This is a genomic window from Agromyces allii, from assembly GCF_009749385.1.
GTDB classification, from domain to species: domain Bacteria; phylum Actinomycetota; class Actinomycetes; order Actinomycetales; family Microbacteriaceae; genus Agromyces; species Agromyces allii.
In genome coordinates, this window is the sequence record NZ_WBIN01000011.1 from 1 (window position 1) to 13,050 (window position 13,050).

At 68.7% G+C, this 13,050-nt stretch carries 13 protein-coding genes; 5 read left to right on the forward strand and 8 right to left on the reverse strand.

Translation table 11 applies throughout. The features are described 5' to 3' along the window. Positions 1-613 precede the first annotated feature (613 nt). From GQR16_RS13765 to GQR16_RS13795, 7 genes are all read right to left on the reverse strand, one after another. The gene (locus GQR16_RS13765; RefSeq protein ID WP_157415735.1) at positions 614-1,543 is read right to left on the reverse strand and encodes a carbohydrate kinase family protein; all 930 of its coding nucleotides are present in this window, start codon (positions 1,541-1,543) and stop codon (positions 614-616) included. Further along, complete coding sequence (locus GQR16_RS13770) at positions 1,540-3,051, reverse strand: glycoside hydrolase family 32 protein (protein WP_157415736.1); 1,512 nt, start codon at positions 3,049-3,051, stop codon at positions 1,540-1,542. Before GQR16_RS13770 ends, GQR16_RS13765 begins: the two co-directional genes overlap by 4 nt. A 21-nt stretch (positions 3,052-3,072) precedes the next feature. After that, positions 3,073-4,092, reverse strand: coding sequence for a LacI family DNA-binding transcriptional regulator (locus tag GQR16_RS13775; RefSeq protein ID WP_157415737.1), 1,020 nt, complete (start codon positions 4,090-4,092; stop codon positions 3,073-3,075). Continuing rightward, positions 4,089-5,024, reverse strand: a complete 936-nt coding sequence (locus GQR16_RS13780) for a carbohydrate ABC transporter permease (protein ID WP_157415738.1) — start codon at positions 5,022-5,024, stop codon at positions 4,089-4,091. Before GQR16_RS13780 ends, GQR16_RS13775 begins: the two co-directional genes overlap by 4 nt. Beyond that, positions 5,021-5,902 carry a carbohydrate ABC transporter permease gene (locus GQR16_RS13785; protein WP_157415963.1) on the reverse strand — a complete coding sequence of 294 codons (882 nt, stop codon included), beginning with the start codon at positions 5,900-5,902 and terminating at the stop codon, positions 5,021-5,023. The genes GQR16_RS13780 and GQR16_RS13785 overlap by 4 nt, the downstream gene beginning before the upstream one ends. Positions 5,903-5,975: 73 nt before the next feature. After that, positions 5,976-7,322 carry an ABC transporter substrate-binding protein gene (locus tag GQR16_RS13790; RefSeq protein ID WP_157415739.1) on the reverse strand — a complete coding sequence of 449 codons (1,347 nt, stop codon included), beginning with the start codon at positions 7,320-7,322 and terminating at the stop codon, positions 5,976-5,978. 72 nt (positions 7,323-7,394) lie between these two features. After that, entirely contained in the window at positions 7,395-8,909 is a 1,515-nt protein-coding gene (locus tag GQR16_RS13795; protein ID WP_157415740.1) for a family 43 glycosylhydrolase, read from the reverse strand. A 141-nt stretch (positions 8,910-9,050) separates the two neighbouring features. Between GQR16_RS13795 and GQR16_RS13800 the strand changes: the two genes are divergently transcribed. The 4 genes from GQR16_RS13800 to GQR16_RS13815 are packed head-to-tail and all read left to right on the forward strand — an operon-like array spanning position 9,051 to position 11,333. After that, positions 9,051-9,479 (forward strand): acyl-CoA thioesterase, encoded by a 429-nt coding sequence (locus GQR16_RS13800; protein ID WP_170298506.1) that lies wholly within the window; start codon positions 9,051-9,053, stop codon positions 9,477-9,479. A gap of 50 nt (positions 9,480-9,529) precedes the next feature. Further along, positions 9,530-9,889 (forward strand): PadR family transcriptional regulator, encoded by a 360-nt coding sequence (locus GQR16_RS13805; protein ID WP_157415742.1) that lies wholly within the window; start codon positions 9,530-9,532, stop codon positions 9,887-9,889. After that, positions 9,886-10,611, forward strand: coding sequence for a hypothetical protein (locus tag GQR16_RS13810; RefSeq protein ID WP_157415743.1), 726 nt, complete (start codon positions 9,886-9,888; stop codon positions 10,609-10,611). Before GQR16_RS13805 ends, GQR16_RS13810 begins: the two co-directional genes overlap by 4 nt. Beyond that, complete coding sequence (locus GQR16_RS13815; protein ID WP_157415744.1) at positions 10,608-11,333, forward strand: hypothetical protein; 726 nt, start codon at positions 10,608-10,610, stop codon at positions 11,331-11,333. The genes GQR16_RS13810 and GQR16_RS13815 overlap by 4 nt, the downstream gene beginning before the upstream one ends. Here the strand turns inward: GQR16_RS13815 and GQR16_RS13820 are convergent. Continuing rightward, on the reverse strand, positions 11,330-12,298 hold the full coding sequence (locus GQR16_RS13820) for an NAD(P)/FAD-dependent oxidoreductase (RefSeq protein WP_157415745.1): 969 nt from the start codon (positions 12,296-12,298) through the stop codon (positions 11,330-11,332). The genes GQR16_RS13815 and GQR16_RS13820 overlap by 4 nt on opposite strands. Positions 12,299-12,366: 68 nt before the next feature. Between GQR16_RS13820 and GQR16_RS13825 the strand changes: the two genes are divergently transcribed. Beyond that, positions 12,367-12,933 (forward strand): helix-turn-helix domain-containing protein, encoded by a 567-nt coding sequence (locus GQR16_RS13825; RefSeq protein WP_157415746.1) that lies wholly within the window; start codon positions 12,367-12,369, stop codon positions 12,931-12,933. Positions 12,934-13,050 lie beyond the last annotated feature (117 nt).

Consider the following 13,050-nt stretch of genomic DNA (forward strand, 5'->3'; position numbering starts at 1 on the left):
GGTTCGGGTGCTCAGGTCGAGCCTCAGCGAGCATCCGCAACGCCCGCTCACGCATCTCCGGCGAGTATTTCCTGTTCATCGAGTTCCATCCTTGCTTGAAGAACGGAACGAAAGTCAGGCCGATTCAGCCGCTCCACACCAGAATCCTTGGGCAAACCGGGCCAAATCTGTTGCGTTGTGGGCGCTCGGAGTCGGGATCCCGTTCTGGATCGCACCGGTCCTCCTTCTGTTCGTTCCCAGCGCGCAAGTTCAAGCAATTGCCCTCCTGGTCTTCTGGACGGGCTTTCTCCCGGTTCTAGTTCTGATCACGCTCTCAATCGTGTTTGGGAGCATCGGTCTACGCAGGTCGAAGGAAGTTGACGGCCTCGGTCGATCCGCCTCACTTACAAGCCTCCGTATTGGAGTGGGACTCATCCTCGTTCCGCCGGTTCTCGGGTTCGTACTCGGAATGATCGTGTATTTCGCGACACGCTGATTGCGGAAGCCCTGCCCGCTCGTGCTGCTGGCCCGTACCTCGGTCGCCGTCGCGACTGGCCTTCGGGTCGCACGTCTCATGGAGGCCGCTCGCTGCCAGCGCGAAGTGTGCGAAGGCGACCTCAATTGTGCCTTTGGTTCAAAAAACCACCATGTCCATATCCTCCCGCCTCGGCGGATCGGCGCCCGGCCGAGAGACCGTGATCGCAGCAGCAAGCGCGCTCCGGCCGAGCAGCGCGGTGACGCTGTCCTCACCCAGAGACTCGAGCCCCGCCCGCGCTTCGGCGCCGAGCGCGCCCCCACTGAGTAGACCATCGATGAGGCCCGCCATGAAGGTGTCGCCAGCGCCGACCGTGTCGACGACGTCCACGGTGATCGCGGGCACCCTGAGCTCGACGCTCGGCGTGACTGCGAGGCATCCGGCCGAACCGAGGGTCACCACCACGAGCGCCGGGCCTGAACGGGACCAGCGGCGGGCAACCTCGGCGATGTCCTCGCCCGGGTGGAGCCACGCGACGTCCTCGTCGCTTGCCTTGATGACGTCAGCGCGCCCGATGAGGGACAGCGCCTGGAGCCGCACAGCGTCGCGGTCGTCGATGAGGCTCGGGCGGATGTTCGGGTCGTAGGTGATCAGCGCCCGGCGTCGATGCCGATCGAGGAGTGCGGCGACGGCGGTCGCACCGGGTTCGAGGGTCGCGGCGATGGATCCGATGTGGAGCGCATCCGCCACCTCGACATCGTCGGCCTTGATCTGCCAGTCGAGGTCGAACTCGTAGGTTGCGGCGCCTTCGGCGTTCAGGCGTGCCAGCGCCGTCGAGGTTCGAGCAGCGGGTAGCCCCTCTACCGAGACATCCGAGGCCGCCAGCCACGCGCGCACCGCTTGGCCGTGTGGGTCGTCGCCGATCGCGGTCAGCAGCCGTGGGCTTCGGCCCAAGCGGCCGAGCGCCAGGGCGACGTTGGCCGGGCTACCGCCCGGCGACTCGTCGATCGATCCGTCGGCGCGGTGCACGATGTCGACGAGGGCCTCGCCAACGACGAGGACGTCGGGCTTCGATTTATGGGCCGTCATCGGTTCACTCCGTCCAACTCGAGCTCGCGAGTCGCGACGTCCGGAACGGTCACGTCAACGACAGTCGCTGAGATCGGGCCGGGCAGTTCGGTGATGAGCGTGGCCAGGATGGGGCCGGCGCCGAGCAGGACGAGGTTCGATACCGTCGCCTCGCCGTCGTTTGCGAAGACCTCGAGCAGGTGGCCGTCGAGGCTCACGAGCAGGCGCAGTGGCTGGTCACCTGAACCCGGCAGCACGACGGTGCTCGTCGACGGAAAGTTGGGGTGCACGGCCTCCATCGCGGCACCGCCCCGGGTGACGATGAGCACGTTCGACGACGGCTCGTGCGACAGTTCGACGAGCGCATCGGCGTCGCCGCGCAACAGCAACCGGAGCGCCCCGGTCGACGCCGGATCCCACGCCAGCTCGACCAACGAGTGCCCGCTCAGCGTGAAGTCAGCCGGCTGGCTCGCGCCAACGAAGGTCGAAGCCTCGGCACCCGCGAGCAACTCCCCCACGAACCCCACCGGCTGCTGCACGAGCCGCACCACCCCGGCAACCGTGCGCAGCGACATCCGCCGCGGCAGTGACATCGCTCCTCGCCAGGGCGACGAGGGGAACGCACCCGCGTAGCGCCAGTTGCTCATCCAGGCGAGCATGATGGCCTCGCCGTCGGGGGCGCTGTCGAAGGTGACGCCGGCGTAGAAGTCGCGGCCGTGGTCGAGGCGCGTGAGCTCGGCGACATCCGGCGTGAAGCTGACGCCGTCGAAGGAGCCGACGATGTAGTGCATCGACGAGCCGTCGGGGTTCGGGTCGTCGCCGACCGGGTTCGTGCTGAGCAGCAGCACCCAGCGGATATCGTCGGGGTCGCCGTCGACTGCGAGGGGCACGAGGTCGGGGCACTCCCAGACGACGCCCGTGGCGCCGAGCGGGCCGAACGTGCTGACGTGCTCCCACGTGCGCAGGTCGGGCGAGGCGTAGAACAGCACCTGGCGGTCGTCGGCTTCGACGGTGAGCATGACATAACGGGTGGCGCCGGCGGCATCCGTGACCCTGACGACCTTCGGGTCGCGGAACGCGCTCGTGCCGCGATCGAGCACCGGGTTCTGCGGGTCGGGCTGCCAGGTGTAGCCGCCGTCGCGGCTCGTCGCCCGCGACTGCGCCTGGTGGTCGTCGTCGTAGGCGCTCGTGTAGAACGCGGTGAGCAGCGTGCCGCCGTCGGCCGAGTCATGGCCCGCGCCAGAGTCAGCCGCGCCCGCAGCGGCACCCGTCGCCACTATCGACCCCGAAAATACCTGCTCCCCGTCGCGATACCGCAGCGCCACCTCGTGCTCGGTCCAGTGCCGCAGGTCGGGGCTCGTCGCGTGGCCCCAGCTCATGTTGCCCCAGTCTGCGCCCTCGGGATTGTACTGGAAGTAGAGGTGCCAGAGGCCGCGGTCGTAGACGAGCCCGTTGGGGTCGTTCATCCAGTTGCGCTGCGGCGTGAAGTGGAATCGGGGTCGCGGCACGTGGCCGTTCGGGGCATGCACGTCGTTGCTCCTAATGGGCCGTCAGATGGAGTGCCGCAGCACCGGCGGGCACGCGATAAGCTTCGGGCCCGACTCGGGGGCGGGCTCGAGGCCGAGCAGCAGCCGCACGCCCGCGGCGCCGAGTTCGTAGTGCGGCAGCGCGACGGTCGACAGCGTCGGGCGCAGGTGCGCGGCGATGACGTCTTGGTTGTCGAAGCCCATGACCGCGATGTCTTCGGGAATGCGCAAGCCGTGCTCGCGCAGCCCGTCGTAGAGGCCCATCGCCACGCGGTCGTTGTGGCAGAACACGGCCGTCGCCTTTGAATCGAGAATCGCGGATGTCGCGGCGTAGCCGCCCTCCTGCTCGGGCGCCGCCGGGAACACCAGCGACTCGTCGAACTCGATGCCCGCCGCGGCGAGCGCGGCACGGTACCCCGCGAGACGCCCGGTCTGCGCGGGCGACGGCGTCGTCGTGTTGATGAACGCGATGCGGCGGTGGCTCGCGGCGAGCAGCTCTTCGGTGGCGGTGCGGCCGCCCTGCTCCTCGTCGGGCACGACCGCGGGCAACACGTTGCCCGCGGCGAAGCAGTCGACGAGCACGGTGTCGGTCTGGTGCAACGCCTCGGGCACCTGGATCTCGCGGTGGTACCAGGTCGAGTAGAGGATGCCGTGCACCTGGTGCTCGAGCATCATCGCGATGGCCTCGTTCTCGGCCGCCGCGTTGCCGTCGGTGTTGGCGACGAGCAGCACGTAGCCGTGCTTCCACGCCTCGTCTTGCGCGCCGTGGATGATCTGGCCGGCGAACGGGGTCGTCGCGATCGCGTCTGCGACGAGGCCGATGAACCGGGAGGTGCCCTGCGACAGCGTCTTCGCGAGCGCGTTCGGCCGGTAGCCGAGCTCGGCCACGGCCTCCTGCACCCGGCGCCGGGCGTCGTCGCCGATACGGGCGCCGGCCTTGTCGTTCACGACGTGCGAGACCGTGGCCACCGAGACTCCGGCGATCTTCGCGACATCCCGCATCGTGACCGGTGACCCGTTTCGGCCGTGCTCCGAGGTGCTCATCCCTTGGTTGCTCCACTCTCGAGACCGTTGATCATCGCCTTGTTCAAGACGAGGAAGACCAGGAGCAGCGGCGTCACCGTCACGCAGACGGCGGCGAACGTCGCGGTCCAGTCGGTGTTGCCCATCGCTCCGATGTAGTTTTGCAGGCCGAGCGGGATCGTCTTCAGTCCGTCGGAGAGCACGAACGTGTTCGCGAAGATGAAGTCGTTCCAGATGAAGATACTGTTCACCAGCACGACCGTGATGATCGTATTGGCCGACAGCGGGAACGTGATCTGGCCGAAGATGCGGTACGGGCCGGCGCCGTCGATCGACGCGGCCTCGTACATCTCGCGCGGGATGTACTCGTAGAACGACGAGAACAGGTAGATCGACATCGGTAGCGCGAACGCGGCCAGCGGGATGATCATCGACATGTGGGTGTCGAGCAGCCCGATCTGCGAGTAGTCGATGAAGAGCGGCACGAGCGCGATCTGCACGGGCACGATGATGCCGAGCAAAAAGAGCGCCTTCACGAGCCCGCTGAAGCGGAAGCCGAGCACCTCGAGCGCGTAGGCGGCCATCATGCCCGCGACGACGATGAGGACGCTCGCGCCGAGCGTGACGATGAGGCTGTTCACGATGTTGAGCCACAGGTTGCCGGTGGCGAACGCCCGCGCGTAGTTGTCGAGCGTCCACTCCGACGGCAGGGCGAAGGCGTTGCCGCCCGCGAAGTCCGACGCCGTGCGGAAGCTCGTGAGGAACAGCCACACGAGCGGGTACACCTGCACGATCACGATGAGCACGATCGTCACCGTCAAGATGGTGCGCTGCACGCGCAGCCTGGGCGAGAGCGAGCGGATGCGGCGCCCTGCGGGCCTGGCCGATCGGGGCGGCTGCGGCGGCTCGGACTGGGCGGGCGACACGGCCGGCGTGAGCACGGGGGCGGTCATGAGTCATCCCTTCGGCGAAGGAGCAGGAAGATGATGCCGACGGCGACGAGGCACTCGACGACGATGAAGACGGAGATCGCGCTGGCGTAGCCGTAGTCGGTGTGCACGAACGCGGTCTTGTACATGTAGGTCGTGAGCAACTCGGAGGCCTGGCCTGGCCCGCCGTTGGTGAGCAGGTATGGGATGTCGAAGCCGCGCAGGGCGAAGGTCGTCGCCATGATCGTGGTCGTGATCCACACCGGGCGGATGTACGGGAAGCGGATGCGCCAGAACACCTGCCACCACGAGGCGCCATCGAGGCGGGCCGCCTCTTCGAGCTCCTTCGGCACGGCGATGAGGGCTGCGTAGATGATGAGCATGTAGAGGCCGGTGAAGCGCCATCCCTCAGGGATCGACACGGCGGCCAGCACGGTGTTCACGTCGGAGAGCCAGGCGTTCTGCAGGTTCTCGAGCCCGACCCACGCGAGGATCTGGTTCAGCAGGCCGACCGGTTCGAGCGAGTAGATGCGCTGGAACAGGATGGCGATCGCGACCGTCGAGATGATCGCCGGCAGCAGGTAGACCGTCTTCACGAGCTCGCGTGCCCTGGGCAGCGCGGTGAGCAGGCTCGCAACGATGAGCGCGCCGCCGAGCTGGAGCACGAGGCAGATCGCGAGGTAGCCGAGCGCGTTGCCGAACGCCGTCCAGAAGACGTCGTCGCGCGTGAGCATCTTGACGTAGTTGTCGAAGCCGACGAAGACCATGTCGGTGATGCCGTCCCAGCGGAAGACGCTGAGGAACAGCGACTGCAGGATCGGCAGCAGCACGGCCACGCCGTAGAGCAGCAGCGGTGGTACGAGGAAGACCAGCACCGAGAGCTTCGACCGACGCGGCAGCATCGACGTCGACATCGGGCGGGCCCGCCGGGGCGAGCGCGGCTCAGCCGCGCCCACCCCGGCAGTGGTGACCGTGTCAGCCATTGACGTTCTCCGCGAGGGCGGCATCCATCGTCTCGATGAACTCGTCGGGCGTGATGTCGCCCTGCACCAGGAGGGTGAGTTCCTGCTGGAGGCGCGTGTTGGTCGCCGGGTCGAGCTGCGTGTCCCACGGCATCGCGATCTTCGGGCCGACGTCGTTGGCCTGCTCGACCGCGCGGGTGTAGAGCTCGGTCGCGTTGTCGGGGATGGTGGTCTCGACGTTCGTCGTCGGCGAGAGCGCGCCCGTGGCCGCGTAGACCTCGGGGTAGCGTTCGAGGGCGAACGCGAGGAAGTCGCGCACGAGCGGGTCGTACGTCTGCGCGTTCACTGCCATGCCGATGCCCGACGGCGTCACGTACTCATTGTCGTTCGTGACCGCGCCGTCGATGGTCGGCAGCGTGAAGTAGTCGACGTCGTCACGCACGGCGGGGTCGAGGGCATCCGTCGCCAGGTTGCTGAGCTCCCACGTGCCGATGTTGTAGACGGCGGCCTTGCCCGAGGTGAAGAGCGCCTGCGCGTCGGCGTACCCCGTCGACGAGAAGCCCTCTTGGAAGCATCCGGCCTGCCCGAGCTCGTACAGCCACTCGGCGGCAGCTTTGCCTGCCGGGTCGGCGAACGAGGCGTCGCCGTTCTTCAGCTGCTGCACGTACTCGGGGCCGGCCATCCGGAACGGGTAGTAGGCCATGTACCGCTCGAGCGGCCACTGGTCCTGCCCGTCGAGCGCGATGGGCGTGATGCCCTTGGCCCGGAGCGCCTCGCACATCGCCGGGAAGTCGTCGAGCGTCGCCGGCACCTCGACGCCCGCGTCGGCGAGCAGGGCCTTGTTGTACCAGAAGAACTCCAGCTGGAACTCGAACGGCACCATGTAGAGCGAGCCGTCGTCGAAGCGCTGGTAGTTCAGCGCGGCCTCGCGGTACTCGTCGGCGAGTCCGAGGTCGTCGAGCAGCAGGTCGACGTCGACCATGCGGCCCTGACCCGCGAGCTTCTGCGCGAAGGGCGTTGCATCCGTGTCGAAGAGCTCGGGCAGCTTGTTCGCGGCCGCGAGCGTCTCGTACTTCTGGATGTACGAGGGCCGGTCGGGCGTCGTGACGAGGTTGAGCGCGAAGCCGGGGTGCTCCTCGGCGTACTCGTCGGCGATCTGCTCCATGGCCGTGATCACGCCGCCGTCGGCCGGCCGCGAGAGCAGCCAGGAGATCTCGCGGGGCACGATCTCTCCCTCGGGGTCGACGTCGGTCGGGTCGGCGCTGCTCGCTCCGCCCGCGCAGCCGGTGAGCACGAGGGCTGCTGCGGCTGCGGTGGCGGCAGCGGCGAGGAACGCTCGTCTGCGCTTCGTGGTGAACATGGTCGGAATCTCCTTTGATCGATCTGCAGGGGGTGGTGCGGTGTGTTGCGTGCTGTGGTGCGAATGGAAGGACTAGGTCGTTGCGGCGACGAGGTCGGCGTCGGTGGTGTCGATTTCGGTGACGGATGCCGCGGGCTGGGCAGGTTCGGTCGACTCGCGTGCGAACACCGAGAACTCCTCGACCGTGACGGTGCCCTCGCCGACGAAGACGCCGACCCGGCCGCTCGGGCGGTCGTAGAGCCGGGTGCTGAGCACGGTGGCGTTGTCGACGGTGGCGACGCAGAGGTCGCCGTCGACGATGACATCGAGCTCGTGCACGCCGGCGTCGAGCCGACACGGGCGCTCGAGCTCGACGGCGAAGGGCACGTCGCCCGAGATCTGCCACTGCTCGGTGCCGGTCGACCGGCGCGGCCAGCGATCGAAGACGAGGCGCCCGCGCTTGGGCTCGAGCCGGAGCACGTATCCCTCGTCGCCGTCGGCGCTCGCCCGAAGGAGCACGCCGGCTTCGGTCGTGCCCTCGGCGATGTCGAGGCGGGCACGGAGCCGGAAGGACGACGGGGCGTCGTCGGCGGTCAGGATGTCGCGGTATCCGTCGGGTGCGGAGAGCAGGGTGCCGCTCGCGATCGCATCGCCGGGCTGCGCGAAGGCGGCTTCCGAGAAGGTCTCGCGCAACTCCTCGGGCGGGTGGAAGGCGAGCGTGCCGTCTTCGCGCTGCTCGGCTTCGAGCACCGACATCGTGCCGGCCCACTGCCAGGCGCCGTCGTCGGTGGCGCCCTCGCGGGAGGCGATCCACCCGAAGAAGAATCGCCGTCCATCGCGCTCAGCCGACTTCGCCGCGTAGAACGCGCGACCGTCGATCGTGTCGTGCTCGGGCGTGAGCCAGGGGCCGTGCAGGCTGCGCGACATCCGGTACCTGGTGGTGAAGGCGTCGCTGAACTCCGACGAGACGAGGTACCACCAGTCGCCCATCTTGAAGACCTCGGGGCACTCGTGCGCGATGTAGCGGCGCGGGTCCCAGAACGGGGCCGCGGGCTCCCAGGTCGAGAGGTCGGTCGAGGTGCACTGCGCGATGACGCCGCGGCGCCGGGCGGGCCCGTCGGTGTGGCGCGCGGTGATGAGCATGCGCCAGAGCTGCGCCTCGTCGTCCCAGAAGACGAACGGGTCGCGCCAGTCGGCCGTCTCGTAGCCGGCGGTCGCCCCGAAGGTGTGCGACGGATGCCGCTGCCACGAGTCCATGCCGTCGACGCTGGTCGCGTGCATGACGAGCTGCAGCGCGAGCCCGTCGTCGCCGACCTTGGTCGGGTTCTGCCCGGTGTAGAAGGCGTGGTGGGTGCCGTCGGCCGCGAGCACGATGCTGCCGGTGTAGATGTTGAAGTCGTCGGCGTCGGGGCCGCCCGAGGCGATGGCCATGCCGGCATCCGTGAAGTCGACCAGGTTCTCGGTCGTCAGGCGACGCCAGGGCATGCCCTCCTTCGGAGTGCGGCGAGTCTCGTGCAGGTAGAAGAGGTGGAACACCCCGTCTTCCTGCCACGGGATGACGTCGCCGATCCAGGCGCCGTTCGGCTGGGAAAACCCTCGTTGGTTCATCGTCACTCTCAGTTGGTTAAGCGGTTATCCAGAACCATAACCGGCCGATCGGCGTTGGTCAAGCGGTTAATCAACGATCAGGTACGGATGCCGCGCCACCCCGAGCGGAGTACCGTCTGCACAGGTCAGGGAGGAGTTGACATGGCGCAGGCGCCGATCATCTACGAGACGACGCATCGGGTCGCATTCTCCGAGCTCGACCCGTTCCAACACCTGAGCACCGGCAACTACGCCAGGTACTTCACCGATCACCGCATGGAGGCGCTTGCGAAGAACGTCGGCTGGACGCTCGCCAACCTCGGCACCCTCGGCTTCATGACCTGGGTGCGCCGAATCGAGATCGACTTCATCAGGCCGGTCGACGGCGACCAGGCCGTCACCATCACCTCGTTCGTGCGCGAGTTCCGCGGGCGCGACGCCCACATCGAGTGCACGATGACGGATGCCGCTGGCACGACGCTCTCGACGTGCGTCATGGTCGTGGCCTACGTCGACGGTGCCACGCGCAGGGCCGCCGACTGGCCCGATGAGCTCAAGGCGCTCTTCTTCGAAGCGGTCACGTCAGGCTGAGCGAAACCCGCTCTGGACTTATACGCACATAGGTGCGTATAGTCGCTGCCATGCCACGACGACGCCCAGGAGTGCTCCTCCCGATCGAGCTCGCGATCCTCGATGCGGGGCTCACCATCCAGCCGAAGGAGGGGTCGTTCTTCGGCTTCGCGCTCGCGCGCACCCTCGCCGAGAAAGACGGGTCCGCGTTGATCTCACACGGCACGCTCTACCGTGCGCTGAATCGAATGGATGCCGCGGGACTGCTCGAATCCGAGTGGGAGGCACCCGAGCTCGCCGAGGCCGAAGGGCGTCCGCGCCGCCGCCTGTACCGGGTGACCGGAGTGGGCGAGGCCGCCTTCCGTGCCGCCGCCCAGAGCGCCGTCCGCGCCGATCAACTTCGTACCGCGACCGGCGAGGCGCTCGCATGACCGGCGCGAGCACCGAGAACCGCGCGGTGGAACGCGCCGTCCGGGCGACACTGCACTGGTCGCTGCGGTACACGACCGGGCTCGATCCCGTCGTCGCCGCCGATCGTCAGCACGAGATCCTCTCCGACCTGCACGAGCAGGCGGCGTGGGCGAGCGAGGCCGGCATCAGCGAGCGGGCCGTCGCCAGGTCGATCCGCGCGCGCATGCTCCGCGGCATCCCGGCCGACCTCAGCTGGCGACGTACGCAGCTCACGGGTGAGGAGCGTGCCATGTGGAGCGCACCGCGCGTCGACGGGCTGCTGCTCGCCGCCGTGATGCTCATCGGCATCGCGCAGGTCGCCGTCGGCGCGTTCATCGCGGCCCGGCAGACGCGCGCGCTGCTGATCGGCGACATCACCTTCATTCCGAGCTCCGCGGAGATCACGATCGCACTCGGCTCCATCGCGCTCGTCGCCACCGCGCTGCTCTGGCACCGGAGCACTCGGCACTGGGGCGCGGCGCTCCTCGCGGTCACCGGCGTGCTGATCTTCGCGCAGAGCGTCGAGTCGCTGTACTACCTCAGCGCGACGGCGCTCCTCGTGATCAACGGCGTGACCTGGCTCGAACCCGCCGCCTACGCCATCGGCTTCGGCGTCGCCATCGTCTGCCTCGCGGCGGCCGCCCAGTGGGCCAAGCCCGTGCACCTGACCTCGGCCGCGACGGCCCGAAAGGAAGCCCGATGAACGTGCAGCACCTGCTCGATGACGAACGTCAGCGAAGGAGCGAGCGAAAGCGTCGGATGCCGCGACACCGCGTCGCACTCCTGCTCGGCGCGGTCGGGGCGGCCATCGTCCTCGGCACCGGTTCCGCGTTGACCGCGGCGGCGGTCGCCTCGATCACCGAGTACGACGAGCTGAACGCCGCCGCGGAGGAGCAGGTTTCCGTGCCGGAGCCGTCCGCCGAGGTCGCGCCCGCGACCTCCGAACCGACAACCGTCGCGTCAGAGGCTCCGGCGGCCGCCGCGGTCCAGGAGACCGTCGTCGAGCAGACCACCGTCGCGGAAGCCTCGGTCGAACCCGCTCCCGGTGGAATCGCCACCATCCTCGGGCACACGGTGTACGACGAGAACACCGACCTCGCGCTCATCCCCAGGCCGTCGCCGGAGTACGTCGAGAAGTGGGCGATTCAGGTCGACGTGAGCCTGATGCAGAGCCACCTCGACGCCGTGTGCATGGCCGAGAAGGGGTTCAAGGCCGCGTACATCCTGCTCTGGGAGACCTGGGAGCAGGGCGACACGATGGAGGTGGTCGGTGCGCTCGACACGTTCAACGAGTCCCGGAATCCCGAATGGCAGGAGGCCATGTGGGGCTCACCCGACCAGCCGCTCGGCGACGCCTACGACTGGAAGCAGGCCGGATGCCATGGGGCATCCGTTCACTACACCGGAATGGACGACGCCAACTAGACGGCCAGGAGAGTCGCCGCCACGTCGTCGGCGACGAGGTCGGCGTTGAGCGCACCGGCCACGAGCGATCCGAGCCCGAGCGAGACCGAGACGTTCGCACGCACGTTCACGACGTTGCCGACAGCCCAGACGCCCGGCACCGACGTGCGGCCGTCGGCGTCGACGTCGACCCAGTCGCCGAGCTCGCTCGTGGTCGTCGTCGCCCCGAGCGCACGAAGCAGCGCGTCGCGCGGACGCATGGTCGGGCCCGTGAAGACGACGTCCACGTCGACGACGCGCCCGTCGACCTCGACCCCCGTCATCAGCTCGCCCTCGATGCGGAGGCCGGTGACGGCGCCCGACTCGATCCGGATGCCACGGCTCGCGAGTCGCTCGAGGTCGGTTCCGGATGTCGCGCCGACGACGTTCTCGAAGTAGACGACGCGATCCGACCACTGCCGCAGCAACTGCGCCTGCTCGACGCTGCGCGGCGAGGTCGCCACGACGCCGATGACGTCGTCGCGGTGCTCCCATCCGTCGCAGTACGGGCAGACGACGACGCCTCGACCCCACTGCTCGCGGAATCCCGGGATGTCGGGCAGCACGTCCTCGAGTCCCGTCGCGACGAGGAATCGGCGGGTTCGGAGGGTGCCCTCCGCCGTGTCGACCTCGATGAGGTCCCCGGCGACACGCACCGCTGCCGCTTCGCCGTGGACGAACCGCACGCCGTACCCGGCGGCCTCGGCGCGCCCGCGCTCGAGCAGCACGAGCGGCGACAGTCCGTCATGGCCGAGCACACCGTGCATGTGCGCGGCGACCCTGTTGCGGGGTTCGCCAGAGTCGACGACCACGACCCGTCGGCGGGCCCGCCCGAGGGAGAGCGCGGCGCTCAGCCCGGCCGGGCCGCCGCCGACGATCACGACATCCGTGAGCGCCGCGCCTTCCTCGTGAGCCGAGACATCCGTACGTTCCTGTGCTGTGTCCATGCACCTCATGCTGGTACCGTGCACCTAGGACGGCAATCGAAGTTGCTGGTTCAGCAACGAGGAGCACCATGGAGAAGCACGACGAACTGGCCGGCATCGGCGAGCGGCTGCGGGCGATCCGCGAGTCCCGCGGCCTGACCCTGCGGGCCGTCAGTGAGGCGAGCGGCATCTCGACGAGCACGCTGTCGCGCCTCGAGTCGGGCTCCCGGCGCGCGCAGCTCGACCTGCTCATGCCGCTCGCGCGGCTCTATCGCCTTCCACTCGACGACCTCGTGGGCGCGCCCGCGCTCGGCGATCCCCGCATCCACCCGCGTCCGCGGCTTCGGAACGGGGTCGTGACCGTGCCGCTCTCGGGCGGTTCGGGCGCGTGGGAGGCCTTCAAGCAGGTGCATCCGCCGGCGCCCGAGAAGCCCATCACCCAGTTCGTGCACCCCGGCTGGGACTGGATCTACGTGATCTCCGGACGGATGCGGCTGCTCCTCGCCGACGACGACCTCGTCATCGAGGCGGGCGAGGCCGCCGAGTTCGACACGCGCGTGCCGCACGGGTTCGGCAACCCCGGGCCCGACGTGCTCGAGGTGCTCTGCCTGTTCAACGCGCAGGGAGCGAAGCTGCACACGCGTGCGTCGGCGTGACGTCAGGCGCTCGCCGAGGGTAGGGCGCCCGCCCGCCCCCTGAAGTGGGGCGCTCGCCGTCCGTCTGCGGCGCACGCTCGCGGCGTAGGGTCGCGGGTGGGGGCACGGCCCTCGAAC

Coding starts and splice junctions, on each gene's coding strand:
- GQR16_RS13765 (WP_157415735.1), bottom strand. CDS start 1,543: ATGACGGCCCATAAATCGAAGCCCGACGTCCTCGTCGTTGGCGAGGCC.
- GQR16_RS13775 (WP_157415737.1), bottom strand. CDS start 4,092: ATGAGCACCTCGGAGCACGGCCGAAACGGGTCACCGGTCACGATGCGG.
- GQR16_RS13780 (WP_157415738.1), bottom strand. CDS start 5,024: ATGACCGCCCCCGTGCTCACGCCGGCCGTGTCGCCCGCCCAGTCCGAG.
- GQR16_RS13785 (WP_157415963.1), bottom strand. CDS start 5,902: ATGCTGCCGCGTCGGTCGAAGCTCTCGGTGCTGGTCTTCCTCGTACCA.
- GQR16_RS13790 (WP_157415739.1), bottom strand. CDS start 7,322: ATGTTCACCACGAAGCGCAGACGAGCGTTCCTCGCCGCTGCCGCCACC.
- GQR16_RS13795 (WP_157415740.1), bottom strand. CDS start 8,909: ATGAACCAACGAGGGTTTTCCCAGCCGAACGGCGCCTGGATCGGCGAC.
- GQR16_RS13800 (WP_170298506.1), top strand. CDS start 9,051: ATGGCGCAGGCGCCGATCATCTACGAGACGACGCATCGGGTCGCATTC.
- GQR16_RS13805 (WP_157415742.1), top strand. CDS start 9,530: ATGCCACGACGACGCCCAGGAGTGCTCCTCCCGATCGAGCTCGCGATC.
- GQR16_RS13810 (WP_157415743.1), top strand. CDS start 9,886: ATGACCGGCGCGAGCACCGAGAACCGCGCGGTGGAACGCGCCGTCCGG.
- GQR16_RS13815 (WP_157415744.1), top strand. CDS start 10,608: ATGAACGTGCAGCACCTGCTCGATGACGAACGTCAGCGAAGGAGCGAG.
- GQR16_RS13820 (WP_157415745.1), bottom strand. CDS start 12,298: ATGGACACAGCACAGGAACGTACGGATGTCTCGGCTCACGAGGAAGGC.
- GQR16_RS13825 (WP_157415746.1), top strand. CDS start 12,367: ATGGAGAAGCACGACGAACTGGCCGGCATCGGCGAGCGGCTGCGGGCG.